At 27.5% G+C, this 26163-nt stretch carries 26 protein-coding genes and 1 tRNA gene; 21 read left to right on the top strand and 6 right to left on the bottom strand.

Going from position 1 to position 26163, the window contains the following annotated elements; genetic code table 11:
* From BMW96_RS14230 to BMW96_RS11160, 3 genes are all read left to right on the top strand, one after another.
* A partial coding sequence (locus BMW96_RS14230) for a hypothetical protein (protein WP_218139424.1) occupies positions 1–659 on the top strand: 659 nt, incomplete at its 5' end.
* 569 nt (positions 660–1228) lie between these two features.
* Positions 1229–1843, top strand: coding sequence for an ImmA/IrrE family metallo-endopeptidase (locus tag BMW96_RS11165; protein ID WP_244881313.1), 615 nt, complete (start codon positions 1229–1231; stop codon positions 1841–1843).
* On the top strand, positions 1836–2339 hold the full coding sequence (locus BMW96_RS11160; RefSeq protein WP_092355876.1) for a hypothetical protein: 504 nt from the start codon (positions 1836–1838) through the stop codon (positions 2337–2339). The genes BMW96_RS11165 and BMW96_RS11160 overlap by 8 nt, the downstream gene beginning before the upstream one ends.
* A gap of 251 nt (positions 2340–2590) precedes the next feature.
* Here BMW96_RS11160 and BMW96_RS11155 read toward each other — a convergent pair whose 3' ends face one another.
* Positions 2591–4162, bottom strand: a complete 1572-nt coding sequence (locus BMW96_RS11155) for a ClC family H(+)/Cl(-) exchange transporter (protein ID WP_092355873.1) — start codon at positions 4160–4162, stop codon at positions 2591–2593.
* A gap of 122 nt (positions 4163–4284) precedes the next feature.
* Between BMW96_RS11155 and BMW96_RS11150 the strand changes: the two genes are divergently transcribed.
* Positions 4285–4746 (top strand): MarR family winged helix-turn-helix transcriptional regulator, encoded by a 462-nt coding sequence (locus BMW96_RS11150; protein WP_092355870.1) that lies wholly within the window; start codon positions 4285–4287, stop codon positions 4744–4746.
* Positions 4747–4822: 76 nt separating this feature from the next.
* Here BMW96_RS11150 and BMW96_RS11145 read toward each other — a convergent pair whose 3' ends face one another.
* Both BMW96_RS11145 and BMW96_RS11140 read right to left on the bottom strand, forming a co-directional pair.
* The gene (locus BMW96_RS11145) at positions 4823–5284 is read right to left on the bottom strand and encodes a ComF family protein (RefSeq protein WP_244881312.1); all 462 of its coding nucleotides are present in this window, start codon (positions 5282–5284) and stop codon (positions 4823–4825) included.
* Positions 5285–5418: 134 nt separating this feature from the next.
* Positions 5419–6525: a helicase-related protein gene (locus BMW96_RS11140; RefSeq protein ID WP_092355864.1), complete on the bottom strand. Its 1107-nt coding sequence runs from the start codon at positions 6523–6525 to the stop codon at positions 5419–5421.
* Between the two features lie 268 nt (positions 6526–6793).
* Here BMW96_RS11140 and BMW96_RS11135 point away from each other — a divergent pair, with 268 nt between their 5' ends.
* The 4 genes from BMW96_RS11135 (at position 6794) to BMW96_RS11120 (ending at position 12835) form a co-directional block, all read left to right on the top strand.
* Positions 6794–6991 carry a cold-shock protein gene (locus tag BMW96_RS11135; protein WP_092355861.1) on the top strand — a complete coding sequence of 66 codons (198 nt, stop codon included), beginning with the start codon at positions 6794–6796 and terminating at the stop codon, positions 6989–6991.
* A gap of 1248 nt (positions 6992–8239) precedes the next feature.
* Positions 8240–10873 (top strand): preprotein translocase subunit SecA, encoded by a 2634-nt coding sequence (gene secA / locus BMW96_RS11130; protein WP_092355858.1) that lies wholly within the window; start codon positions 8240–8242, stop codon positions 10871–10873.
* Positions 10873–11976, top strand: a complete 1104-nt coding sequence (prfB, locus tag BMW96_RS11125) for a peptide chain release factor 2 (RefSeq protein ID WP_092355855.1) — start codon at positions 10873–10875, stop codon at positions 11974–11976. The genes secA and prfB overlap by 1 nt, the downstream gene beginning before the upstream one ends.
* A gap of 1 nt (position 11977) precedes the next feature.
* A complete protein-coding gene (locus BMW96_RS11120; RefSeq protein ID WP_092355852.1) occupies positions 11978–12835 on the top strand; it encodes a YitT family protein in 858 nt (285 codons plus the stop codon).
* Positions 12836–12906: 71 nt separating this feature from the next.
* On the opposite strand, the gene BMW96_RS11115 is transcribed toward BMW96_RS11120, so the two are convergent.
* Entirely contained in the window at positions 12907–13113 is a 207-nt protein-coding gene (locus BMW96_RS11115) for a hypothetical protein (RefSeq protein WP_092355849.1), read from the bottom strand.
* Positions 13114–13274: 161 nt separating this feature from the next.
* Between BMW96_RS11115 and ftsE the strand changes: the two genes are divergently transcribed.
* Genes ftsE through BMW96_RS11095 form a run of 4 tightly spaced genes read left to right on the top strand, consistent with a single transcriptional unit; the run spans position 13275 to position 16987 of the window.
* Positions 13275–13958 carry a cell division ATP-binding protein FtsE gene (ftsE, locus tag BMW96_RS11110; RefSeq protein ID WP_092355846.1) on the top strand — a complete coding sequence of 228 codons (684 nt, stop codon included), beginning with the start codon at positions 13275–13277 and terminating at the stop codon, positions 13956–13958.
* Positions 13958–14869 carry a permease-like cell division protein FtsX gene (gene ftsX / locus BMW96_RS11105; RefSeq protein WP_092355843.1) on the top strand — a complete coding sequence of 304 codons (912 nt, stop codon included), beginning with the start codon at positions 13958–13960 and terminating at the stop codon, positions 14867–14869. Before ftsE ends, ftsX begins: the two co-directional genes overlap by 1 nt.
* Before the next feature lie 35 nt (positions 14870–14904).
* Positions 14905–15594: a GNAT family N-acetyltransferase gene (locus tag BMW96_RS11100; RefSeq protein WP_092355840.1), complete on the top strand. Its 690-nt coding sequence runs from the start codon at positions 14905–14907 to the stop codon at positions 15592–15594.
* Between the two features lie 16 nt (positions 15595–15610).
* Positions 15611–16987, top strand: coding sequence for a transglutaminase-like domain-containing protein (locus tag BMW96_RS11095; protein ID WP_092355837.1), 1377 nt, complete (start codon positions 15611–15613; stop codon positions 16985–16987).
* Positions 16988–17114: 127 nt separating this feature from the next.
* Here the strand turns inward: BMW96_RS11095 and BMW96_RS11090 are convergent, their stop codons facing one another.
* Complete coding sequence (locus BMW96_RS11090; protein WP_092355834.1) at positions 17115–18878, bottom strand: ABC-F family ATP-binding cassette domain-containing protein; 1764 nt, start codon at positions 18876–18878, stop codon at positions 17115–17117.
* Positions 18879–19206: 328 nt separating this feature from the next.
* Between BMW96_RS11090 and BMW96_RS11085 the strand changes: the two genes are divergently transcribed.
* Positions 19207–20244, top strand: coding sequence for an NAD(P)H-dependent amine dehydrogenase family protein (locus tag BMW96_RS11085; RefSeq protein WP_092355831.1), 1038 nt, complete (start codon positions 19207–19209; stop codon positions 20242–20244).
* A gap of 565 nt (positions 20245–20809) precedes the next feature.
* Here the strand turns inward: BMW96_RS11085 and BMW96_RS11080 are convergent.
* Positions 20810–20883 (bottom strand) — tRNA-Trp (locus BMW96_RS11080).
* Between the two features lie 205 nt (positions 20884–21088).
* Between BMW96_RS11080 and BMW96_RS11075 the strand changes: the two genes are divergently transcribed.
* From BMW96_RS11075 to tnpA, 8 genes are all read left to right on the top strand, one after another.
* Positions 21089–22630, top strand: coding sequence for a glycosyltransferase family protein (locus BMW96_RS11075; protein ID WP_092355828.1), 1542 nt, complete (start codon positions 21089–21091; stop codon positions 22628–22630).
* The gene (locus tag BMW96_RS11070) at positions 22618–23571 is read left to right on the top strand and encodes a glycosyltransferase family 2 protein (protein WP_092355826.1); all 954 of its coding nucleotides are present in this window, start codon (positions 22618–22620) and stop codon (positions 23569–23571) included. The genes BMW96_RS11075 and BMW96_RS11070 overlap by 13 nt, the downstream gene beginning before the upstream one ends.
* A complete protein-coding gene (locus tag BMW96_RS11065) occupies positions 23564–23968 on the top strand; it encodes a GtrA family protein (RefSeq protein WP_092355823.1) in 405 nt (134 codons plus the stop codon). Before BMW96_RS11070 ends, BMW96_RS11065 begins: the two co-directional genes overlap by 8 nt.
* A 57-nt stretch (positions 23969–24025) precedes the next feature.
* Entirely contained in the window at positions 24026–24160 is a 135-nt protein-coding gene (locus BMW96_RS11060) for a spore coat associated protein CotJA (RefSeq protein WP_092355820.1), read from the top strand.
* On the top strand, positions 24157–24438 hold the full coding sequence (locus tag BMW96_RS11055) for a spore coat protein CotJB (RefSeq protein ID WP_092355817.1): 282 nt from the start codon (positions 24157–24159) through the stop codon (positions 24436–24438). The genes BMW96_RS11060 and BMW96_RS11055 overlap by 4 nt, the downstream gene beginning before the upstream one ends.
* Positions 24402–24824: a manganese catalase family protein gene (locus tag BMW96_RS11050; protein WP_092355814.1), complete on the top strand. Its 423-nt coding sequence runs from the start codon at positions 24402–24404 to the stop codon at positions 24822–24824. The genes BMW96_RS11055 and BMW96_RS11050 overlap by 37 nt, the downstream gene beginning before the upstream one ends.
* Positions 24825–25148: 324 nt before the next feature.
* Complete coding sequence (gene tcmP, locus BMW96_RS11045; protein WP_092355811.1) at positions 25149–25829, top strand: three-Cys-motif partner protein TcmP; 681 nt, start codon at positions 25149–25151, stop codon at positions 25827–25829.
* A gap of 70 nt (positions 25830–25899) precedes the next feature.
* Positions 25900–26163, top strand: a 264-nt coding sequence (tnpA, locus tag BMW96_RS11040) for an IS66 family insertion sequence element accessory protein TnpA (protein WP_092355808.1), incomplete at its 3' end; no start/stop codon positions are given.

The following is a 26163-nucleotide window of genomic DNA, read 5'->3' as shown; positions in this document are numbered from 1 at the left end:
GAAAGGTTGAGTATATAGGAAGATTTAAAGGAGAGATTATTTCCGATTTAAGAAACAGTAAACAGGGTTTCCGAATAAAATTCAAAATGAATAAAAATCAAATTAAAATGTATGACAAAGGAAATAATCTCAGAATCGAAGTTACAATAAACAATCCTGCTGAATTTAAAGTTCTAAAGAATGATGATGAAAGCGGCAGTAAAAAATGGAAGCCAATGGGCAAGAGTATTGCCAATCTGTATCGCTACAGTGAAGTTAGTGGATCAGTCACAAAAAGATTTATAGAAGCACTGCCAACAGTAGATACGGATACTTTCACATTAAAGGAAATCAAAGAAATCTCAAAAGCCAAAGAAGTAAACGGCAGAAGATATTCAGGATTTAATCTGCTTAGCGAAAATGACCTTGAATTATTTAAGGAAATATCCGATGCAGGCTATCTTATAAGAGGATTTAATAATAAGCAGCTTAGAAAGAAGTTATATGAAGACAGCAGAAATCAAAAGAATATCAGCAAGATGACAAGGACATTAGCGAAACTAAGGAAACATGGAATAATAAAGAAAGCAGCCAGAAAAAATAATTATTGTCTAACAGCAAAAGGAAGAAGAATAACCACAAGTATTCAGATGTATACAGGTAAAGAAGTACTTGGTTAAAAACTATCAAAGTTTGGGGAAAGGGGGTCACTATGTCTTCACATAGCAAAAACTTGTTATTTTTTATTGCATTTTCAATGCAATAGCATAAATAAAAAAATATCTTGAGTAAGAAATATGTTCTTATTTTTTATTTGAATAAAGTAAAATAGATAGTTTTCTTTGTATATAATAATAGAACTGGATTAATGTATCTAGGGTATGGTTATTTTAGCTTAGGAGAAGAATGAGTACTATTGTTAAATGTTAAACAATTAAAATCAATTGTTAAAATAATCTTTGAAGAAGTTGGATATAAAAGATTTAAAGTGCAAATAGATGAAGGAAATGAATAATTAAATTAATTTACAAAAAACAGTATAATAAAATATATTAGTTTTAGTATTAGATTATTGAATTGTAAATAGCAATTTTTAAAATTTAAAAATAGACAAAATATATTAAATGGTGTAGTATAGTAATTCATTTAATGATATAATAAATATAATTGTTATATTATTATTTGCTTTGACATAAAAATCGTTCCACTAATGCTAAGGTGTGTAGTGGAGGTGAGGAGAGTGAAGAAAATGTGTCCACCATTAGAAGAAATAAAGGGATTGACTGCTAATGAATTATTAAAAAAGTATGGGCAGTATGATTCTATGCCAATAGATATTAAAAAAATTTTATTAGATATTAAGGCTGTATTGGTCGAAGATGATCTTTCTTTTTTAGAAAATGCTTCACATGTTCAAGAAAATATAAAAAAATATGGTGAATTGTGTGGTTTAGTTTTAGCAACAAAAGAAGATTTAAATATCTTTTATAAGAAATATCCTATTGATTTAACAAATGATTTAGAGGTTAAATCAGTTCGTAATAGAACACGTTTTACTTTGGCACATGAGCTTGCTCATTGTGTACTACATGCAGAGCATTTAGAAAAAGGATATTTAGAATTTAGGTTTGAAAATAAAAAAATTAATAAGGATTTTAGAAAAAGAAATGAATATGAAAATCTTGAATATTCAGCAAATATTTATGCAGGACAACTATTAGTACCAGAACACAAATTAAAAGAGGTCTTGAATAAGTTAATTATGCCTTCATTAAAATCTTTATCAGAATTGTTTGCTGTTTCATCTAACGTTATGAGAGCAAGATTAGACTATTTGGGATTGGAGTATGTTGTTGATGTCTAGTAATATTCCAAATTTAGAAGATGATGATATTCTCCAGGCTATAGATAAAGCAAAAGAAAAAGGTGAAAGTCATAATTCTATAGGAAATGATGAAGTCTCTTTTAGTGAGAATAATGTGGAAAATCAAGATAAATTAATTAAGGAGCAGAATCAGGAATTAGCCACAAAAAAACTCTTTATAAAAGAAACACTTATTTTTGATATATTAAAAAAAGAAGGTGAAAAGGCTCCTGAAAGAGAAAGAATGAGAAATGTTATTATCATTTTTTTATTTTCTCAGTTATTGTTTTTAGCGTTATTAATGGTTTCTCTTTTAATTTCTAAAGGGACATTTGGTTCATTTAATGATAAGGTTTTTTTAGAGTTAATAGATTTTTTAAAATTTTATATTACTGTGATAGTAGCAGAATTTGTAGCAATGATTTTCTTTATTGTAAAATATATTTATAATAATAAATTGATTGATGTATTAGAAAAATGGTTCAAAGATATTTGAAAAATCAGTTTATACAGTGCTGTTTTTTTAATTAATCAAAATTACATAGGACTAGTAAATAGATACAATTGATAAGATTTGAAAAAGTTGACAAATTATTTTTGTATTAAGTCTTGTATATTAAAATAATATAGAAGTAAAATAAAAAGGTATAAGTGGTGAAAGTTCATACTAGATAATGTGTTTATTCTAAAGTAAGAACTGTAGATAACTTATACCTTTTCTTTTTGAATTTTTATATTTGATGAATATCAATAATTATGCTTATATTGTTTTGTTGTTAAAGTTGAAATTGTATCATAAACATAGCTTTCGTTTGCTTTATCACACATTATAATAATAATATCACTGGCTTTTAAATATGTTTCTCCATGAGGAATGAATTCTTGACCGTCTCGGCGTAATGAAACAATTAGACAATGAGTAGGCCAAGTAACTTCTTTAATTAAACGATTATCTAAATAAGAGTCTGTGTTAATCATAAAATCTAATAGTACTTTTTCACCAACACCTTTAGGTGTAGGAAAATTACGTTTTTTTAATAAATTTTCTAATAAACTCTCATAAATAGGTTTAGCTTTTACTAAATCGGCAACAACATAAGAAACGATAGTTACAGTAGTGATTGAAAGTAAATGATTTAATGATCCTGTCATTTCAAAAATTAAAATTATTCCTGTTACAGGAGCTCTTACTATGGCAGTAAAAAATCCTGCCATTGCAAGTAAGATGAAATTATTAATATATGCAGGTTCTAAATTTAAATTACTAGTGGCGTAGTTACTAAATAGACCACCTATTAAACAACCAATAACAAGTAGTGGAAAAAAAATTCCTCCAGGGGCTCCAGAACCAAAACAGGTTATTGCAAAAATGAATTTACCAGCTAGTAGAAAAGTAATCATTAAAGTAGTTAATTTACCTTCAGTAAGTAAATCTACTAAATTATCACCACTACCTAATAATTCAGGAATTGTAAATCCTAAAATTCCTGAAATAATAAAAGGAATTAATAATTTATTAAATGTTGATATTTGTTTGTTTCGATTGTAAAGATTTTGTATATATAGTAGAGCTTTATTATAAAAAGCTCCTGCTAAACCTAAAATAATGCCTAATACTAAGACCATCCAATAATATTTTTGAGGCAAAACCCCTGTTAAATTAAAAGAAAAGACAGGATCCATTCCTAAAATATTACTCATTACATAGTCTGATGCAACTGATGAGGCCATAACAGAAATTAATAAAGGAGCAGAAAAATGTTTATGTACTTCTTCTAATGCAAACATAACACCAGCTAATGGAGCGTGAAAAGCAGCTGCTAAACCAGCACTTGCTCCACATGTAAGTAAGTAACGTTCTTCAGTTTTTCCTCTTTTAAGTATTTTTCCTATACCTTTTCCAACCATTGCTCCTAGTTGAATGGAAGGACCTTCACGTCCTAATGCTAAACCACAGAAGTTAGTTAAAAATCCTCCTGTAAATTTATTCATTAATACTCGCCACCATTTTGCATCAATTTTACCAGCTAGTTCTCCTTCCAACTGAGGTATTCCACTACCAGATATTAGAGGTTCTTTATTTAAGAGTTTTGATACAATATAGGCAATACTTATTAAAGCAATAAACCAAAGAATGATAGTGATAATAGATTGTTTACAATATGTAAGAATTTGTTGTAACCACATAGCACCATTTGTAAGACAGATTCGATATCCTACAATTACTAATCCCCCAAAGATTCCAACTAGTAGCCCTTCTATTAATAAGATTAATTTGAATTGTTTGATATTTAAAATATTAATAAAATTTTTTTTCATCTATATCCCTCATTTCGAGGATATTATAAACTATAGAATTAAAAATTCAAAGTTGTTTTCAGATAAAAATAAATTTGTTTTAATTAACGACAAAATATTGTACAATTAAAGAGGTGATAAAAATGGATAGACGATCAGATGTAATAGAGACAGTTGTAGATGTTTTTAATGAAGCAATGGCAATTCAAGAACTGTATCTTAAAAAAAGTAAATTTAAAGAATTATCAATGAGTGAAACACATGTAATTGATGCAGTTGATAAATTAGAATTTCCTTCTATGACAAATGTAGCTAAAATACTTAACATTACAGTGGGAACACTAACAACAGCAGTAAAAAGAATTATTGAAAAGGGTTTTTTAGTAAAAGAACGATCAAAAAAAGATCAACGAGTTTATTATTTAAAGTTGACAGAAAAAGGGTATGAGGCTCTCAAAATTCATGAACAGTTTCATTATGAATTAGCAGAATTATATAAAGCAGCTATTCCAGATGATTATGTTGATTGGGTTTTTGAAACATTAAAGAGTATTAAAGTTGATTTGGATAATTACAAAAAAAAATTAGAACAAAAAAGGAGCTAAAGTAATTAACTTAGGCTCCTTTTAGCTAATGAATTAAAATATGTTAGTGGTAAAACACAAGTTTTAGTGTGCAATATTATTTAAATAATTCATTTAGGTGATTGCTTGCCATAACTAATAATGTTATTGATCTAGGCTGGTAAGATTCAATAATTTTTGCACAAGTCATGATAGTATTACCTGAAGTAATTACATCATCAAAAATTAAAACATTTTGGTTATATAATTGTTTACCATCTTTTATTTTGATAATTTTATTTACAAGAGAACGATCTGTTTGTTTGGTTTGTTTATAATCATTAATTTTAAACAAACCTGTAAATATATTATCATTAAAAGATCTAGCTATCATTTCATTGGGATTAAAGCCTCTTTTAATATCATCCTGTTTACTGCTTGGAATAACAGCTATCATATACTTATGATATTTACGTTTTAAATCAGGAAAGGAATTTAAAAATGCATCTTTTAAAGCATAATCTCCTTGTCCTTTGTATTGAAATAAGATTTTTTTAAAGAAATCATTATAGTGGTACAATATAACTAAAGGATATCCATGATAATAATGGTGACAATTATAAATGGCAAACTGGTTAAGACATTTTAAACATAGTGTTGGTTGATAAAGAAGATGATAAAGACTAGGATATTTGTTTGTATCATTGAAACAGATTAAGCATTGTCTTTTTTGATTGTTTCGATACATTGTTTAATGGCTTTAGTCTTATAGGGAGTAAAAATACTAATTGTACCAGTTGGATAATTTTTATTACGCCCAACACGTCCACAAATTTGAATAAGAGTTGAAGAACTATAGATAGAATTATTACCATAAAGTATTATTACTTGTACATTTTCAATTGTTATACCTCGTTCTAAAATTGTTGTTGTAATCAATGCATCTAGTTTTTTTGTTTTTAGCTGATTGATTAATTGATGAACATTTTTAGTCTTTGAACTTACAGTTTTACTATTAATACCTAAAATTTTAAAATATCTATAGGCGATAGCTGTTAACCTTATGGTCGGAACAAATATTAGAACTGGTTTCTTTTCTTGTTTGTATATTGAAACTAGTTTATAGGAAAGAAGATACATCATAAATGGACTAGTAAGGTAACATTTGGGAATATCTAAGGGATAACTATGATAACGTTTAGACATTAATAAATCAGGTTTATCAGATAAAGTTGCAGACATATAAATATAATTTCCCTTAATACTGTTTTTAAGAATATTTTCTAATACTTCATTATTAAGATAAGGGAAAGCATCTAATTCATCTAATATCAGTAAGTCAAAATAATTTGGATAACGATAAAGTTGATGAGTAGTACAAATAATAAATTGACCATCAATTTTTTCAGTATGACCACCATAAACAACTGTTATAGAGATATTTAGAAATTGAGTTTCTAATCTTTTTGCTAACTCAATAACTAATTCTTTTCTTGGGGTAGTAAAACAAACGTTATGCCCAAGATTTAAAGCATATTTAATTACAGCATAAGTTATCTCAGTTTTACCTGCTCCACACACTGCTTTAAGAGTAGTGTTTAAATGATGTTGATAACGATTTAATAAGTTATCTGATAATTCTTGTTGTAATGTGGTAAGCTGATAGTTTAATTTATAATCAACTGATAAATTTGATTTCTTGTTAGTGACAGGTGCTATTTTACCAGGTTGACCATATTTAATACATTTACGGCAATAAGTAATGTTGTTAAAAGTATAAAAATATTTAGGATCTTGATTCTTACATTGTGGACAGATCATCTTTTATCACCCACCTATATTGTAACTCAAAATAGGTCTTTTTTTGTCTCAAATTTATGTTTGATTTATCTTATAAATGTCTTAATAATATTTTGTTAAAATATGATAAAAAGAGCAAGATTTATTTAATTATTTTCAAAATAGTACAAAGGATTAGAGAAATTTTGACAGAAGTTTTAAAGAAAAAAAATTTGTCGAGTGAAAAGAATTCATCTTTGAAAAAAATCATAATATACTAGCATTGACCATTGTTAAAGGGGTGAATTAGATGCAAGGAAAAGTGAAATGGTTTAACGCAGAGAAAGGTTTTGGATTCATTGATCGTGGTGAAGGTAAAGATGTTTTTGTTCATTTTAGTCAAATAGAACAAGATGGATATAAAACTTTAAATGAAGGTGAATTAGTTGAATTTGATCTTTATCAAAGTGAACGTGGAATGCAAGCTAAACATGTTGTTAAAATTTAAACAGAGAGAAATCTCTGTTTTTTTTATATGCTGATTGTGAAAGTATAGATTTAGCGACTTTTGAAAGTGATTTATATAGTTTTAACTAATAAAAGAGCAGCTGACTTTATATTTTTATCAGAAGATGGAGCAATAGAGAGTAAAATAAAATGGAGTTCATAAACAAGTTGTTTTAGTAGATTTATGTATTTAATATTGAAATTAATTCAGAAATAAATGTAATTGAAGTTCATGTAATTAATGAAGATGAAAATTTGACTACAATATATAATTTTACATTTTACCAGTGATGAAGCTATAGTTAATGATGTTAAGGTATCTGTTGATAGTGAAGGATTATTAACAGTTTTTGCTAATTAACATACAGTAAATCCATGCAAGTAAGGCTTGTTGGTCATAAAACATATGTAACAATAACACCAACGATAACAAAAACTATTAAACGATATATATTATTATTGCAGGCGCCAGAATTAATATATCTTTTAGATTTAGAATATAACAATTAGACATGGTGAAATAAAAAAGATGCAAGTGTAGAACAGGTAAAAAATATTTTTACAAATATGATAAAACAGTTAATAGAAGATGAGTAAGAATAAACGACAAGTATTATCAAAAAGTACTTGCTGCAATATACTTCAGGTTTATTAGTTATTCATCATACATTTATTATAATAATATGCCATTGTTAATTTGTGACAATTTTACTGTTTTAGTTGCTAGTGTAGAATATGGTGAGTAGAACTTTGTGTTAAATGTGACAAATAGATTATTAAAATGATTAAAGAAAATGTTTAAAAGATTGAATAAGATGAACTGTATCCAAAAGAGCTGATTATTGATATATGTAGATAAAATAACAAAAAATATATAATCACATATAAAGAAAAGATAATTAAAACAATAATGGAAATATAATGAAGGTACATATAACATAATGTAGTCAGTAGAGCATTATGAGATGGTAAATGGAATATTTGATACGATAAAAAAAAGGGATATAAAGAAGTACTTGGAAATGATATTTTAAATGACTGTATAACTATCTTTTTGTAAATATGGAGTTCCTTTATCCTAAAAATGATAATGATTTTATCACATAGTTATTACTTATTGGAAAATTATGAGAATTGTTTAAAAAGAAAATTACTTGTTAGTATTGAACTCAAATAATTGGGGCTTTTAAATATATTCATAAAATGTTATAATAGCTTAGACTAAAGCTATAAAAGAGGAGCGTATTTCATGGCAAGCAGAAAAGAAGAGATAAGAAAAGAAATTAAAAAGAAAAATGAAAAGGAAGGTCTTAATCCTGAAGCAGTAAATAATATTGTTGATTTACAAGACCAAACTGGTGAAGATATTAAAGTTGAGGATTTTCAGGGAATCTATAATGGAGAGGTTATTCCATTTAGTACAGCACCACATTCAACTAAAAAAAGTTTAATTGGGCGTATTAAAGGGATTTTTGATGATGAAAATAAACAATTAAAAAAATTAGATAAAATGGCTGATGAAATCATAGCATTAGAATCAAAATATCAAGCAATGACTGATGAAGAATTGGCAAATAAAACAAATGAATTTAAAGAAGCTTTAGCTAACGGGAAAACATTGGATGATATTATAATTGATGCTTTTGCTACAGTTAGGGAAGCAGCATATCGTATATTAGGTTTAAAGGCATTTAAAGTACAGTTAATGGGTGGTATTACTTTACATGAAGGTGATATTGCAGAAATGAAAACTGGTGAAGGGAAAACATTAACATCAATTTTTCCTGTTTATTTAAATGCATTGACTGGAAATGGTGTTCATGTTGTTACAGTTAATGATTATTTAGCAGGTCGTGATGCTGAAAATAATGGATTGGTATTTAAGTTTTTGGGACTAACAGTTGGGTTAAATAAACGTGAGTTGACACCAGCTCAAAAACAGGAAGCACATGGTTGTGATGTTACTTATACAACTAATGCAGAACTTGGTTTTGATTATCTAAGAGACAATATGGTAACTAAACTAGAGGATAAAGTACTAGTTAGAGGTTTAAACTATGCATTAGTAGATGAGGTCGATTCTATCTTAGTTGATGAATCAAGAACACCATTAATTATTTCTGGAGGGCGTAAAAATACAGCTGCTTTATATTTACAAGCAGATCGTTTTGTTAAATCATTGAAAAAAGATGATGATTATGAAGTGGATATTGAAAGCAAGACAGTTACATTAACATCACAAGGAATTGCAAAGGCTGAAAGAGGTTTTAAACTAGCGAATCTATATGATCCACAACATACATCACTAGTTCATCATATTAATCAGGCATTAAAAGCTAATTATACAATGACTCGTGATGTTGAATATATGATTGCAACTGAGGATGGTAGTCGTGATATTAGAAATGCTAAAATCATGATTATTGATCAATTTACTGGTCGTGTTATGCCAGGTCGTGCTTATTCTGATGGATTACATCAAGCAATTGAAGCTAAAGAAGGTGTACCAATCAAGGAAGAAACAGAAACACGAGCAACAATTACATATCAAAATTTCTTTAGATTATTTAATAAGTTAGCAGGGATGACTGGAACTGCAAAAACTGAAGAAGAAGAATTTAGATTGATTTATAATATGCGAGTTATTGAAATTCCAACAAATAAACCAGTAATTCGTGATGATCGTAATGATAAAATTTATTCAACAAAAGTTAACAAATATAAAGCTTTATGTGATGAAGTTGTAGCACGTAATTCATATGGTCAACCAATTCTAATTGGTACGGTTTCAGTTGAAACATCAGAAGTGTTATCGAGAATGTTGGAACGTAGAAAAATCAGACATAATGTTTTAAATGCTAAAAATCATGCTAAAGAAGCTGAAATTATTGAAAGAGCTGGTCAACGTGGGGCAGTTACTATTGCAACAAATATGGCTGGTCGTGGTACAGATATTAAATTAGGTGAAGGCGTTGCGGAAATCGGAGGTTTAGCTGTTATTGGTTCTGAACGTCATGAATCAAGACGTATTGATAATCAGTTAAGAGGTCGTTCTGGTCGTCAAGGAGATCCTGGTTATTCTGTTTTCTATGTTTCATTTGAAGATGATTTAATGGAACGTTTTGCAGGAGAACGATTAAAATCATTTACTGAGTATTTAGAAGATGATCAAGCAATTGAAAACAAAGTAGTTAGTAAAGCAATAGAAAGTGCTCAAAAACGTGTTGAAGGGCAAAACTTTGATTCACGTAAACATATTCTTGAATATGATGATGTAATGCGTCAACAACGTGAGATAATGTATAAAGAACGTGATGATATTATGTCAGAAGAAAATTTAGCTGATATTATTAAAGGGATGTTTAATCAAGCAATTGAGATGACAGTAAAACAATATACTAAAAATGATGGTAAGAATGATGTAATTGATGTTGAAGGTGTAGTTGATTTTGTTGCTAAAAATTATATGTTATTAGTGGAAATTGAACCTAGTAATTGTGAAGCGATGGTAAGTGAACCACAAAAATTGATTGAAACTCTTACTGACTTAGTATTTAATCAATACAATAGTCGTTTTAATACAGAATTAGAACCTGAAAAGAGGTTGCAATATGAAAGAAGTATTCTTTTAGGAGTAATCGATTATACATGGATCAATCATATTGACGCTATGACAAAATTACGTAATGGAATTTATTTAAGAGCTTATGCCCAAAAAGATCCATTAGCTGAATATACAGAAGAAGCATTTTATATGTTTGAACAAATGACAGCTAGTATTGCTGATACTATTTCTCGTAATATTATTCATATGGGAATTCGTCCTGGTAGTGAAATTGAGCAATCTATTCCACATCTAAAAATGGAACTTACTTTTAAATAATGGAATTATATGAAATTAAAAATGGGCTTACAAAAGCCCATTTATTAATAGAAGAGTTTTATCACTCAATTGATATTGAAAGCTACCGTAGAGAAATAGAAGGATTAACAATTATTACTGAACAAGATGGTTTTTGGGATAATGCTAATGAAGCTAAAATTACTTATGATAAATTAAATAAAATGAAAAAAATCGTTAATTGTTATAATGAATTAGATATAACATTGTCTAGTTTAGATGAAACTTATGATTTAGTAAAAGACACAGATGATCAAGAATTTAAAGAAATTCTTGAAAGTGATTATTTGGATTTTGAAACTGATTTGATAGAATTTGAGCAAATGATGCTTTTGTCAGGTGAACATGATAGTTTAAATGCAATTGTTGAAATTCATCCTGGTGCTGGAGGAACAGAGAGTCAAGATTGGGCAGAGATGTTATTTAGAATGTATCAGCGTTATGCCCAAAGAAAAAATTGGAAGATTGAAGTGTTAGATTATCTTGATGGTGATGTTGCAGGAATTAAATCGGTTACAATGTTAATAAAAGGGGATAATGTTTATGGACATTTAAAAGCAGAGAAGGGAGTACATCGCTTAGTGCGATTATCACCATTTGATTCTGCTAAGCGTCGTCATACTTCATTTGCCTCAATTGATGTTATGCCTGAATTTAATAATGAAATTGAAATAGACATAAAGAATGAAGATTTAAAAGTAGATACTTATCGTGCTAGTGGTGCTGGAGGACAACATATTAATAAAACTGATTCAGCAGTTAGAATCACCCATATTCCTACAAACACAATTGTTACTTGTCAAAGTCAACGTAGTCAACTTCAAAACCGTGAACAGGCGATGATAATGTTAAAAAGTAAACTTTATCAGTTAATGTTAGAAAAACAAGCAAGTGAATTGCAGGAGATAAAAGGAGAACAAAAAGAAATAGCTTGGGGATCACAAATTCGTTCTTATGTATTACATCCATACTCATTAGTAAAAGATAATCGTAGTAATTATGAATCAAATAATCCTAAAGCAGTTTTAGATGGAGATCTTGATGGATTTGTTTATGCCTATTTAAAAAGTGTAATAGGAGGTTAAGATGAAAAAGCGTATCTATGAAACAATTATAATTATTATTGGTAATTTTATTTTAGCATTAGGATTATGTGCTTTTATTACACCTGTTGGACTGATTACTGGTGGAGCATCAGGGATTGGAATTGCAATTAAATCACTAATAAATATTAATATTTCATATACTGTTTATGCTATAAATATTATAATGTTTATTATTGGTTATTTTTACTTTGGTAAAAAGTTTGCCACAGGAACATTGTTAAGTACTTTTTTATATCCAACATTTTTAGCTGTTTTAGAAAAAGTGCCACAATTACAAAATATTACTAATGATGTATTACTTTCAACTTTATATGCTGGTTTATGTATAGGGTTAGGTTTAGGATTGGTATTAAGGGTAGGCGCTAGTACTGGAGGAATGGATATCCCACCATTGATCATAAATAAAAAAACTGGAATATCTATAGCCTGGTTAATTAATATTTTTGACTGTATTATCTTAGTGTTTCAGGTTGTTTTTTGTCCAATTACAATAGAGCAGGTTTTATATGGAATTACCGTAGTTATTATAACAACTATTGTAATGGATAAAGTGATTATGCTGGGTGAAACAAAAGTCCAAGTAACTATTATTTCTCCAAAATGGCAGGAGATTCGTAAAATTGTATTTGATGATATTAATCGTGGCTGTACACTTTTAAATGTTACGACAGGTTATTACCAAAAAAATCAGTTTGCGGTTATGTCAGTTGTTTCTAAGCGTGAACTACATCTTTTAAATGAGATGATATTAAATATTGATCCAACAGCATTTATCATTAGTAATGAAACGCATAGTGTTAAAGGACGAGGATTTACACTACCGTCTATTGATTTATAAAAAAAGAAATCTTAGTAAAAGATTTCTTTTTTATAAACTTATTTTAATCTTGCAAACTATCATTACTTTGGTTACTTATTTGGTTTGGTAGGTAAATCGATATAAAATTCTACATGACCACAATTAGGACAATAACAGCTTTTAAGTTCAGAATTTGTTTTCTTTAAATTATCATCTTTTATAATCAATTCTAAATAGCTTAAAGTAGCAGTACCATTGTCTTTTACATAACAATTAGTATTTAATTTAGTTTGGCAAACAGAACATTTCCTTTCCATATACTCACCTCTTTAATTTATATTGTAACATAAAAATATTGAGATAATAATATAATTATCCCTATATTTGTCAAAATGTGCTATAATGAGACTCGAAGTAATAGATACTTCAAAAATATTAGGTAAAAAGAAAGGAGATAGTCGAGAAAACGGCAAAATATATGATAAAACTTACAAATGTAACAAAAGTATATAAGACTGGAGTAAGAGCATTAAATAATATGAATCTTACAATTGAACCAGGTGAATTTGTATATGTTATCGGAACTACTGGTGCAGGTAAATCAACATTTATTAAATTGTTATATCGTGAAGAAAAAGCAACATCTGGAAAAGTAGAAGTTGTGGGTCGTGATGTATCAAAAATTAAAAATCGTAAAGTACCATATTTCCGTCGCAATATTGGGGTAGTATTCCAAAATTTTAGATTATTACCTAAAAAGACTGTTTTTGAAAATGTTGCTTTTGCATTAGAAGTAATTGATACACCTCGTGTTGAAATACGACGTAGAGTAAGAGCAACTTTGGAATTAGTTGGTCTTGAAGATAAAGTAAATGCTTTCCCTCATGAATTATCAGGAGGGCAACAGCAAAGAGTTGCAATAGCAAGGGCAATTGTTAATAAACCAAAAGTATTAATTGCAGATGAGCCAACTGGAAATCTTGATCCAGAAACATCAAAAGAAATTATTAGTTTATTAGAAAGAATAAATGAGCAGCAACATACTACAGTATTAGTAGTAACACATGATAGTAAAATTGTTCAAGAACATAAAAAGAGAACTATTTTAATGGAAGATGGATGTGTTAATGCAGATACAAGTTTAGGAGGTTATGAAATTTAATGAATGAGTTGATTAGTTGTATAAAAAATCTACCTAAACATTTTAAAACTGCATTACAAAATATCTGGCGAAATGGTGTAATGTCATTTTCTTCGATATTTGCAGTTACAATAACATTGATATTGATTGGAGTAATTGGTGTACTTGCATTAAATGTTCAGGATATGAGTTCGAATATTGAAGAAGGAGTACGTATTTATGTTAAATTAGATCGAGATATTGATACTAATAAGGAACTCGCTGTTGGTGACGAAATAAAAGCAATTAAAGGAGTCAAAACAGTTACATTTTTTACAAAAGATCAAGAATTAGATAAATTAATTGAAAAACAAGGTAAAGAAGGAGCACAATTATTTGAATCATATCGTGAAGATAATCCGTTAGGTGCAGCTTATGAGGTAGAAGCAAAGGATCCTTCAAAATTAGCTAGTATTTCAAAAAAAATTAGTGATATTATAGGTGTAAAAACTGTTAATTATGGTGGTGAATCTACCCAGGATATGGTAAAAACATTGCAAACGATTCAAACTGGTGGAACGATATTTATTGTTGGTCTAGCAATTGTTGCTCTATTTATGATTGCAAATACAATTAAAATTACCATTACTGCTCGTCAAACTGAGATTAGTATTATGCGAATGGTTGGTGCTAGTAACTGGTATATTAGAATTCCATTTATGTTAGAAGGTATGTTGATTGGATTGGTGGGGGCAATTATACCAATTATTATCTTAGTTTATGGTTATGGCATGATTTATGATTATGCTGGAGGAATGTTGATGTCAGCAATGCTGGCATTGAAAGAACCAATGCCATTTATCCGTGATTTTTCTTTGATATTGGCTGCTTTAGGGGCTGGAGTAGGATTAATTGGAAGTTTTGTTTCAATAAGAAGATTTTTAAAATTTTAAAAGCAGGCAAAAGTCTGCTTTTTTAGGAGAGCTAAATGAAAGAAGAAATATTAGATTATTTATATCAGGATTACATTAATCATCTTGATTTTATTTATGCAATAAATAATGGAGCCACAATTATTTATTTTAGTGATCAAGGAATAATGATTAAATTTGATGATATTTATATGATGAGTATTAAAGAACCTTTTTTAGGAAAACATTTGATAAATGGTCTAAATGATTGTAAAATGATTGCAATACATAATGATTGTTTTAAAGAGATTATTGAAGAAAAATTTGGTATAAGTCAGGAAATTGTTGCTTATCAGTATGGATATTTAAAAGATACTGTTACATTGATTGATGTTCCTGAGATAAAGATAAAAGAGATTGGGATGGAATACTGTGAGTTTATAAAAGAAAATTATTCTACTCCAATTGATGAAGAATATCTAATTAAACGGATTAAAGCAAATGTGTTTATTGGGGCATTTGATCAAGATAAAATTGTTGGTTTTGCAGGAATACATGATGAAGGAACGATAGGTTTTGTTGAGGTAATAGAAGAATATCGACGAAGGAAAATAGCTAGTATGTTGGAAACATATATGATTAATAAGTTATTAGAGAAAAAAGAACTAGTATATTTGCAAGTTGATAAAGATAATATACCATCAATAAAACTTCATGAAAAATTAGGATATACATGTTCAAATGATATTATTACCTGGTATATGTAAAAAGGGGATAAATGTGATGGAGAAATATGAGTTTGATGATTTAAAATATTTAGAAATACCTTTACCTGAAGAATTATTGAAATTAAAATGGTATGGTAGTTTTGAGAGAATGAAAAGAGTTATAAAAGCTAAATTAGCTAAAAATATTCCTTTAGCTTTAAAGAAACGATTAATTCATGAATTAGAAATAATAAGAAGAATGCCAAATGAATATCCCTTAACTTATAAAGAGGCATTAAAAATATGTCATGATAATTTTATTGATTTTAAAGATGAGGAATTGGAACAGTTACAAGATCAAAATGCAGTTGAATGGATATTTATTGAAGGTAAACCATGTTTTAGAAGTGATTTTTTTGATAATATTATTAAAACAAGAAATGATTATGTTAAAAGATTAAAAGATCAAGGTAAAGTTGAAAGTCGAGAAGCTAATTTTACATTATTAAATGATGCGATAAGTGAGATAAAGGAAAAAGGGAAGTTAGCTTATCATTTTCATTTAAAAACAGGGATGAAAATTAAAACTATTAATTCTAATAAAAAGATTAAAGTTCATTTACCATTACCATTGGAAAACTGTCAAATAAATAATTTTAAATTGTTAAAAACAGTACCTAAATATAAATATTTAAATAGTGGAGATCACCCTCAAAGAACAATTTATTTTGAAGATAATATTGATGATACGAAAGAATTTTATGTTGAATACGAATATGATAACATTATGGAATATCAAGAACTTGATTTCAGTAAAGTATTAAATAATCAACCTAAATTTTATCTTCATGAACAAGCCCCTCATATTGTTTTTACTCCTTATTTAAAATCATTAGCTAAAGAAATTATTAAAGATGAAACTAATAATTTAATTAAAGCTAAATTGATTTATGAATATATTACTACTCATATTACATATTCATTTGTTCGTAATTATTATACAATTCCAAATATTCCAGAATATGCTGCATTAGGAGGAAAAGGAGATTGTGGGGTACAAGCATTGTTGTTTATTACTTTATGCCGTTATGTTGGGATACCAGCAAGATGGCAGGCAGGTCTTTATGTTACTCCTTATGATATTGGTAATCATGATTGGGCACGTTTCTATGTTGCACCATATGGCTGGTTATATGCTGATTGTTCATTTGGGGGATCTGCTTATCGTAATGGTGATAAAGAAAGATGGCAGTATTATTTTGGCCATCTAGATCCATTTAGAATGCCTGCTAATAGTGATTATCAGTTTGATTTGTATCCTACTAAAAATTTTATTCGTCAAGATCCTTATGATAATCAAACAGGTGAAGCTGAATATGAGGATCGAGGATTATATTTAAGTGATTATGATTTACATTTAGAAGTGATGGAGATTAAAAAAATTAATTATTAAGGATAGTAGTATAATTGTTTATTGTATTAGAGATTAATAAAAAGAACATAGATTATTGTGATTAATTCATAATAATTTATGTTCTTTTTTTAGATATTTATTGAGTAATAACTTCTATATAAAATATTTAATTTTGACTTTTTTCTTGTTTTTCTAGTAATTCTAACCAACGTTCATTTTTGATTTCTAATTGCTCTGTCAAATTATCACGTTGATTAGATAACTCTGTTAGTTTTTTAAAATCATTTTGATACTCATTCATTTGCTCATTAAGTATTTCAACTTGCTGTTCTAAATCTAAGATAATACTCTCCATTGATTCTAGTTCTTGTTTTTCTTTAGAGGATAATCTTATTTGATTAAGTTTTTTTAATTTTTTTTGTACCTTGTATTTAAAAGCTCCATCACTTTTAGTTTTAGATGATTTATCATCAATATTAACATAACTGCTGTAGCCACCATTACAATAAGTTATTTGTTTATTTTTAAAAACAAATAAACCATCACAAATACGGTCTAGAAAATAACGATCATGAGAAACAGTAATCACAATACCATTAAAACTATCTAGATAATCTTCTAAAATTGCTAAAGTTGTAATATCTAAATCATTAGTTGGTTCATCAAATAATAAAACATTTGGAGCTTGCATTAAAATATTTAATAAATACAAACGTCTTTTTTCACCACCAGATAATCTAGAAATATATGCATGTTGTAAATTTGAATCAAATAAAAAACGTTCACACATTTGTTTGGCACTAAAATTTCCTTCTAAAGTTTTTAGATTATTACTAGTTTGTTTAATGTAATCAATAACTCGCACATTTTCATCAAGATCATCACTCATTTGTTTAAAATAACCAATTTTAATAGTATCACCATAAATAACTTCACCACTACTAGGTTTTAATTCTTTAGCAATAATTTTTAATAAAGTACTTTTGCCACAACCATTAACTCCTAAAATTCCAATCCGTTCAGTTCTTTTAAATAAATAAGAAAAATTATTAAATAATGATAAATTATCATAATGCATGCTAATATTTTTAAGTTCAATTGTTTTTTTACCAAGTCTTGAAGCTGTGTTAATTATTTCAACTTGATTTATAGTTTGGATATCAGCAACACTATTTAATTGTTCAAAACGTTGTAATCTTTCTTTACTTTTAGTTGTTCTAGCTTGTACTCCAGCTCGTACCCACTCGAGTTCTTTTTTTAAAAATAATTTTCTTTTTCGTTCACTAGCTAGAGCTTCTTCTTCACGCTTTGCTTTTAAATCTAAGAATTTAGAATAATTAGCTTCGTATTCATATATTTTGCTACGATCAATTTCCATGATTTTATTTGTAACTCTTTCTAAAAAATAACGGTCATGGGTAACCATAAAAATAGCTTTATTAAACTTAATTAAATATTTTTCTAAATACTCAATCATCTCATTATCTAAATGATTAGTTGGTTCATCAAGAATTAATAGGTCACAAGGTTTTAATAAAGTAATTGCTAGAGCAACACGTTTTTGTTGTCCGCCTGATAACTCTTTAATTAACTGTTCATGATTAGTAATTCCTAATTTATTCAAAATCGCTTTGATTTCATACTCATTAACTTTGTTTTGATCAATTATATCATAAACTTGTCTGATAATTGTATTGTTAGAATTAAAATCAGAATTTTGTGGTAAATATGAGATTTGTAGATCCTTTTTTTGAATAATATCACCTTGATAAGTTTCAATACCTGCAATAATCTTCAATAAAGTACTTTTGCCAGTACCATTAATACCGATTAAAGCAATTTTATCAGTTTCTTCTATCGAAAATGATACATTATCAACAATATTTTTAATTCCATTAGTTTTAGATAAATTATTTACACTTATTAACATACTATTAGCTCCTTAAATTAACTATATTCTATCATGTAATAGATATTTGTAAATGAATAATTTACATATATATTTGAAGCGATTATAAGTTTAAAATTAGGTCTAGTATAGTGTAATTGATGTATTTTGTTTTATAATATTATTTATTTTCAGGAATGAATTTTTGTTTATAATTAATGTAAAAATTTTAGAAAATAAAATGTAATAAATTACTTAATTATGAAAAAATATGTATTAAAGACTATAAGGTCTAGTTGAAATTAGGTTATAAATACATGAATTTATGGTAACCATAAAGTTTATACTAAGAGTATAGGAGGTAATTAATATGAATAAAGAAAAAGTTAGAGTGGTTCAGTATGGATGCGGAAAAATGGCAAAATATATTATTCGTTATCTATATGAAAAAGGTGCTGAAATTGTAGGTGCTATTGATGTTAATCCAGATGTAGTAGGTAAAGATGTTGGTGAATTTGCTCAACTTGGATTTAATCTAGGAGTCACTATTAGTGATGATGCTGATAAGGTTTTAGATGAATGTGATCCTGATATAGCAATAGTTACATTATTTAGTTTTATTGAGGACTGTTATCCATATTTTGAAAAATGTGTGAGTCGTGGAATTAATGTTATTACTACATGTGAAGAAGCTATTTATCCATGGACAACAGCTAGTAAACTTACTAATAAATTAGATGAATTAGCAAAGGAAAATGGATGTACTATCGTAGGTTCTGGGATGCAGGATATGTATTGGATCAATATGATAGGTGCTATAGCTGGTGGAGTTCAAAAAATTGATAAAATTGAGGGAGCAGTTTCTTATAATGTAGAAGATTATGGTTTAGCTCTTGCAAAAGCTCATGGCGCTGGTTTTACACCAGAACAGTTTGAAAAAGAATTAGCTCATCCAGAGACTTTGGAACCTTCTTATGTATGGAATTCAAATGAAGCTTTATGTAATAAAATGGGGTGGACAATAAAATCACAAACTCAAAAATGTGTACCTTATTTTTATGATGATGACTTATATTCAGAAACTTTGCAAGAAACTATTCCTCAAGGTAACTGTATTGGAATGTCAGCAGTGGTAACAACAGAAACATTCCAGGGACCAATAATAGAAACTCAATGTATTGGAAAAGTATATGGACCTGATGATGGTGATATGTGTGATTGGAAAATTATAGGAGAACCAGACGTTACTTTCTATGTTGAAAAACCTGCTACTGTAGAACATACATGTGCAACAATCGTTAATCGTATTCCTTCGATTTTACTAGCTCCATCAGGATATATAACAGTTGAAAAATTGGATGAATTAGAATATTTATCTTATCCAATGCATTTATATTGTGAAGAATAGTTTTATTATTTTAAAAATAAAGCCCTGCTTTTACATTGAAGGCAGGGTGATTTTATTGTTAGTGAATTGTTTTTTAGAAACTAGCTAAAGATATGATTATTTTAATACGAATTTGAGACTAATCAAAAATATAAATATGATAAAATAATAACAAGTGATCACTGCTGTTTTAATGGAAGGAGGGAATAACATGTCTTATAAATTCCAGCGGGCAGAGATTAAAAATAATAGTATTCCCAATTATGGAATACTTGATAATATTGTTTTTAATTTTATACTTACTTAAGTCTAAGGATTAAGTAAGTATAACTGCTCGTATAACAGCGAAAAGGATGAGCAACACCTCATCCTTTTCATTTGGAATACTTGATCTACAATTATATTTTACTTGTTTATAAAAAAAAATCAAGAATAATTTGATAATTATATTTATAAATTTTATTACTTGAATATAACATATAGTAGTACACAGACTACTTGAATTAATGATGAAAGAAAATATATATTTAAATAATTTTTTTTGAAATAAAAAAAGTAACTATTTAAGCTACTTATTTATATATACTGGCAGAGGTAGTAGGAGTCGAACCCACATCAACGGTTTTGGAGACCGGTATTCTACCATTGAACTATACCTCTATTTCTAACTGCTTTATTATAATAACATAATTTTTTTTACTTGTAAATAAAAAAATAAAATGTTTTAAAAAATAAATATTTGTCCTAATAGATAAAATTATAAAATTCTTAAGAAATTCGTAAGATTTTTATAATTGAATGGAGTAAGAACATGGTTTATAATATGTGAGGTATTATTTTATAGCATTACAAGGAGAGTGAAATAATGAATGAAAAACTATCTATAATAATAAATAAATTAGGACATAGTTTAGGAATTGTTTTATTAATGTGTGTAGTTACCACAATTTCATTCTATTTTTGGATTGGTGGAATATATTTTAGCTCATATGATCTTAATAACAAATATAATATGATTATTGTACCAATAGTGATTATTATGGTTTTTGTTTTAATGTATTTTTTATATAAGAAAATAAAACAAATCGACTTAGAAAATAAACGTAAATATTATTTGATTTTAACTATTATTGCAATTGTAATTGTAGGATTACAAATATATAGCATTTATGCTATTCGTGTTAAACCAAGTTGGGATTTTGGTGTTGTTCATCGTGAAGCAATTAGTTTAGCTACTAAAACAAATCAGATAACAAATACATCTTATTTTAGTACTTATACAAATAATAATTTAATGTTATTAATGTTGACAGGAATATATAAATTATTAGGATGTTTTAATATTAACAACTATACAATTGCAAGTTGTTTTATTAATATGTTAATGATTGATATACCATTAGTTATTAATTATTTTAGTGTAAAAAGGTTATTTGGTCGTAATATGGTCATTATGTTTATGGTTTTAACGATGTTTTGTTTACCAATATATACATATGTTCCTATTTTTTATACAGATACATATCCAATGATTTGGGGTTCTTTAATTGTTTTATTGTATATAAAAATTAATCAGACAAATAGTATTAAAGAAAAATATATTGAAGCAGTTTTAATTGGGATTTGTGCATTGATCGGTTTTGAATTAAAAGCAACAATTTTGATATTGTTAGTTGCTGTTATTCTTCATTATTTGTTTATTAATGAAGGAATGAAAAAGTTTATTATTATAGCTTTAGTAATAGCTTCATTTATTTCTTCGATGTTTGTTTATAATAAAGTAATTGATAGTACTAATCTTTTTAATGAACTAGATTATGAAGCAGAAGCACTTCCATATATTCATTGGGTAATGATGGGATTGAATAAAACAGGAGGATTTAATCGAAAAGACTATAATTATTCTAAATCGATAATTGGAAAAAATGCTAAACAAGAGGCAGCAATTCAAATAATTGGCGAAAGATTAAATGATTATGGATTTAGTGGTTTAGTTAAACATTTGGGAACTAAAATAAATTATACTTATGGAGATGGAACATATTATTCAGTTTCTCTTTTAGCACGTAAACCAATAAATACAGATTCTTTAGGTTATAATTTATTATCAAAAAATGGAAAGTATATAAATAAAACAATTTATCTTGCAAATAGTTATAATATCTTTATTTTAATGATGATTATGTTATCAATGTTTAATGGGGTAAGAAAAAAGAAATTAGATTTATTAAGTTTTCTTCGAGTTTTATTATTTGGTTTAATGCTATTTTTGTTGATTTGGGAATCTAAACCTAAATATCTTGTAAATTTCTTACCAATATTTAATATTTTAGTTTTAGATGGAATGATATTTTATGAAAGTATTATTGAAAAGATAAAGAGGAGTAAGTTATCATGGATACATTAGCAATTATTGTACCTTGTTATAATGAACAAGAAGTTATTTTAACAACAATAAAACAAATCGATCAATTATTAACATCATTAATTAAAAAAGAAAAAATAGCTAATGATAGTTATGTAATATATGTTAATGATGGTAGTAATGATGATACATGGAATATTATTGAGAATAATTATAAAGTATATCAACATTTACAAGGATTAAATTTAGCAAGTAATGTAGGTCATCAAAATGCCCTGCTTGCTGGAATGCATCATGTTAGTGATAAGTGTGATATGGCAATATCAATTGATGCAGATCTTCAAGATGATATCAATGTTATTGAGCAAATGATTGATAAATATTATCAAGGTTGTAATATTATTTATGGAGTTAGAGATGATCGTAGCAGTGATACTGTTTTTAAACGTTTTACTGCTCAAACATTTTATAAGTTGATGCAGTTTTTAGGTGTTAAATCAATTTATAATCATGCTGATTTTCGTTTGGTGGATAAACGTGCTTTGAAATTTTTAAAAGAGTATCCAGAAAGAAATTTATTTTTAAGAGGAATGGTTACATTATTAGGTCTAAATAGTGATTGTGTATACTATTCCCGTAAAGAAAGAGAAGCTGGTGAGTCAAAATATCCTTTAAAAAAAATGCTCTCTTTTGCATTTGATGGAATCACTTCTTTTAGTATAAAGCCAATAACAATGATTTTATTATTAGGAATCATTATAATGCTTTTTTCTATAATAGCGATTATTTATACTTTATTTTCATATATAAATGGTCACAGTGTAGCTGGATGGGCTTCATTAATGATTTCAATTTGGTTTTTAAGCGGGGTTCAATTATTTGGGATTGGTTTGGTAGGTGAATATATAGGAAAAGTATATCTGGAGACAAAAAGGAGACCGCGATATCATATTGAAGATTGGCTAGGTGAAAAGGATGCTTAAAGGATATTATCAAAAATATCGACAGATTATTTTATATTTGTTTTTTGGAGTTGGAACTACGTTAGTAAATATAATAGTTTATTATATATGTGGTCATATATTTGATTTATCTATTTTTTTAAGTACTATTATTGCTTGGATATTATCAGTACTTTTTGCTTATGTAACAAATAAGATTTGGGTTTTTTCTTCATATCATAATGGAATAAAAGCTATTTTAATTGAACTTGTGCGTTTTGTTAGTTGTCGTATAACAACAGGATTGATAGATTTAGTTATTATGGTAGTATTTTGTACTTGGCTAAGTTTTAATGATTTAGTAATTAAAATTATTTCTAATGTAATAGTTATTATAATAAATTATATATTCAGTAAATTAATTGTCTTTAAGGAATGATAATAACCTATGTTAATTCTATTTTTATTCATATGATAAAGTAGAAGGAGGAATTAAATGAATAGATTAGAATTAGCTATTTCATCAATTAAGTGTCAAAGATTTGATAAAATATATCCAATTATGAAAGCTTTTCATAGAGGAACAATTTTTGAAGAATTGGATTTGCCATGGGGTGAAATTCGAAGATGAAAAATAATGATTTATTAATGCAAATTATGATGTTAGATTTTGCAGTTCAAGATGCATCACTATTTTTAGATACTCATCCTTGCGATGAAGAAGCAATGAGATATTTTAATGAAGCAGCAACACGTTTAAAAAATGCTAAAAGAGAATATCGTAATCAAGGAAATGTTTTAGTTAACCGTGAAATTGATGCCTATCAAAATGGTTATTTGAATAGTCCTTGGCCATGGGAAGGTGACAGAAAATGTGGTTGTATGAAAAACGCTTGCAATATCCAGTAAATATTACTAAACCAGATGCAAAAGCCGCTGCTGTTATCATTGATCAACTAGGCGGTCCTGATGGTGAATTGGCTGCTGCACTTAGATATTTGTCACAACGTTATACTATGCCTTATCCTGAAATTCAGGCTTTATTGACAGATATTGGAACTGAAGAATTAGCACATGTTGAAATTATCAGTGCTATTTTATATCAATTAACTACAGATTTAACAATTGATGAAATTAAAGCACAAGGATATGATAAATACTTTGTTGATCATACATTAGGTATTTATCCTCAGGGTGCTAATAATGTGCCTTTTACAGCTGCTTATTTTCAATCTAAAGGAGATCCAATTACAGATTTAACTGAAAATATGGCAGCAGATGGCACAATCATGTAAGAACAACCTTGCTTGAAAGTCATTAAAATAAACACTTTTTTGATATATGCACTATTTATAATTATACAATCTTATAAGAATAAATTAGATAAATTTTGAAGAAAAATAGTTATATTGCAGTAATCTTATAATTATTTAAGATAATAAATTATAAGAGGGTATATAAATTGGCTAGAGAACTAATATTAAGAAGTGAAGATAAAAATATTGTATTTGAATTAAAATATATCGAGCTATTTTTAAAAAATTGTTAACCTACGCAACACATGTGTTATAATAAGTATTATTAATTTTACTTATAATTATAAACAGGAGGGGGTAAAGATGTGTAGTTGTAATTTTAGGGATAAATTGACATGTTCACAAAAGGTAAATTCTAATATTCATGATGGGACAATGTTGAAAATTAAGGCATTTAAAGAATATACAAATGCATGGTTAGAAAAAGTAATCAATTATAGTAAAAAAAAACAAATGTTACAATATGTAAATTTTGTTGATTGCATGGCAAGTTCTGGTCTATATTTTAATAAAAATCGCAATGAATTTTATGATGGAACAGCAATAAGGGTTTTAGAAATCTTTGTTAAATCAGCTAGAAAGTATAGTAATATTCAGTTCAGTATATATTTAAATGACATTGATAAACAGTATGTAAAATGTTTAAACTGTATAAAAAAACGAGAAAAGTTAAAATTTCCAAATAACTTGAATATAAATATTTCTAACAAAGATAAATATGATTTTATAAGTACTATAAAATATAAAAACAGCTTTAATAAATATACTAGTAAAAGTTTAATAATTTACGATCCATATGAGGTTGAGTTTGAATGGACTAAATTAGTGCCTATTTTACAATTAAATGCTGATTTATTGATTACGCATTTTTTTCCTAACGATATTAAAAGAAATATAAATACAAAAAATGAAAAAGTTGTGAAAAGATATGAAAGTGCATATGAAATAAATATCAATGAAATGAAATCCATTTTTGAATCGTAAGCGTCAAATAACATACACATTCTAATGAATACAAGTATCGTCTATAATTCAGGTATAGATGGAGGTATTTATGAATAAAGAACAAAGACTTCAATACTGGAAGTCAATTATTGATGAATGTTATGCTGGTGAGGAACCCGTAATTTCATGGTGCAGCAGGAAAGGTGTTAATGAATCCTGTTTTTATAAGTGGCGCAGGATTATATATCCGGAATATTCAAAATCCGCCAAACCTGATAATGCACTATTTGCTCCTGTCGTTGTTGATAATTCATATAAGAATGTTTCATTAACTGTCAACGGTGTTGAAATCAGTTTTGAGGATTCACTTCTT

Source organism: Thomasclavelia cocleata (assembly GCF_900102365.1).
In the GTDB taxonomy this organism is placed as follows: Bacteria; Bacillota_I; Bacilli_A; order Erysipelotrichales; family Coprobacillaceae; genus Thomasclavelia; species Thomasclavelia cocleata.
Note: the sequence above shows the minus strand (reverse complement) of the source record. Positions and strands in the feature narration are given on the sequence as shown.

Bases quoted from the DNA above. Each gene is read 5' to 3' on its own strand.
- BMW96_RS11165 (WP_244881313.1), top strand. From the start codon at position 1,229: ATGTGTCCACCATTAGAAGAAATAAAGGGATTGACTGCTAATGAATTA.
- BMW96_RS11160 (WP_092355876.1), top strand. From the start codon at position 1,836: ATGTCTAGTAATATTCCAAATTTAGAAGATGATGATATTCTCCAGGCT.
- BMW96_RS11155 (WP_092355873.1), bottom strand. From the start codon at position 4,162: ATGAAAAAAAATTTTATTAATATTTTAAATATCAAACAATTCAAATTA.
- BMW96_RS11150 (WP_092355870.1), top strand. From the start codon at position 4,285: ATGGATAGACGATCAGATGTAATAGAGACAGTTGTAGATGTTTTTAAT.
- BMW96_RS11140 (WP_092355864.1), bottom strand. From the start codon at position 6,525: ATGATCTGTCCACAATGTAAGAATCAAGATCCTAAATATTTTTATACT.
- BMW96_RS11135 (WP_092355861.1), top strand. From the start codon at position 6,794: ATGCAAGGAAAAGTGAAATGGTTTAACGCAGAGAAAGGTTTTGGATTC.
- secA (WP_092355858.1), top strand. From the start codon at position 8,240: ATGGCAAGCAGAAAAGAAGAGATAAGAAAAGAAATTAAAAAGAAAAAT.
- prfB (WP_092355855.1), top strand. From the start codon at position 10,873: ATGGAATTATATGAAATTAAAAATGGGCTTACAAAAGCCCATTTATTA.
- BMW96_RS11120 (WP_092355852.1), top strand. From the start codon at position 11,978: ATGAAAAAGCGTATCTATGAAACAATTATAATTATTATTGGTAATTTT.
- BMW96_RS11115 (WP_092355849.1), bottom strand. From the start codon at position 13,113: ATGGAAAGGAAATGTTCTGTTTGCCAAACTAAATTAAATACTAATTGT.
- ftsE (WP_092355846.1), top strand. From the start codon at position 13,275: ATGATAAAACTTACAAATGTAACAAAAGTATATAAGACTGGAGTAAGA.
- ftsX (WP_092355843.1), top strand. From the start codon at position 13,958: ATGAATGAGTTGATTAGTTGTATAAAAAATCTACCTAAACATTTTAAA.
- BMW96_RS11100 (WP_092355840.1), top strand. From the start codon at position 14,905: ATGAAAGAAGAAATATTAGATTATTTATATCAGGATTACATTAATCAT.
- BMW96_RS11095 (WP_092355837.1), top strand. From the start codon at position 15,611: ATGGAGAAATATGAGTTTGATGATTTAAAATATTTAGAAATACCTTTA.
- BMW96_RS11090 (WP_092355834.1), bottom strand. From the start codon at position 18,878: ATGTTAATAAGTGTAAATAATTTATCTAAAACTAATGGAATTAAAAAT.
- BMW96_RS11085 (WP_092355831.1), top strand. From the start codon at position 19,207: ATGAATAAAGAAAAAGTTAGAGTGGTTCAGTATGGATGCGGAAAAATG.
- BMW96_RS11075 (WP_092355828.1), top strand. From the start codon at position 21,089: ATGAATGAAAAACTATCTATAATAATAAATAAATTAGGACATAGTTTA.
- BMW96_RS11070 (WP_092355826.1), top strand. From the start codon at position 22,618: ATGGATACATTAGCAATTATTGTACCTTGTTATAATGAACAAGAAGTT.
- BMW96_RS11065 (WP_092355823.1), top strand. From the start codon at position 23,564: ATGCTTAAAGGATATTATCAAAAATATCGACAGATTATTTTATATTTG.
- BMW96_RS11060 (WP_092355820.1), top strand. From the start codon at position 24,026: ATGAATAGATTAGAATTAGCTATTTCATCAATTAAGTGTCAAAGATTT.
- BMW96_RS11055 (WP_092355817.1), top strand. From the start codon at position 24,157: ATGAAAAATAATGATTTATTAATGCAAATTATGATGTTAGATTTTGCA.
- BMW96_RS11050 (WP_092355814.1), top strand. From the start codon at position 24,402: ATGTGGTTGTATGAAAAACGCTTGCAATATCCAGTAAATATTACTAAA.
- tcmP (WP_092355811.1), top strand. From the start codon at position 25,149: ATGTGTAGTTGTAATTTTAGGGATAAATTGACATGTTCACAAAAGGTA.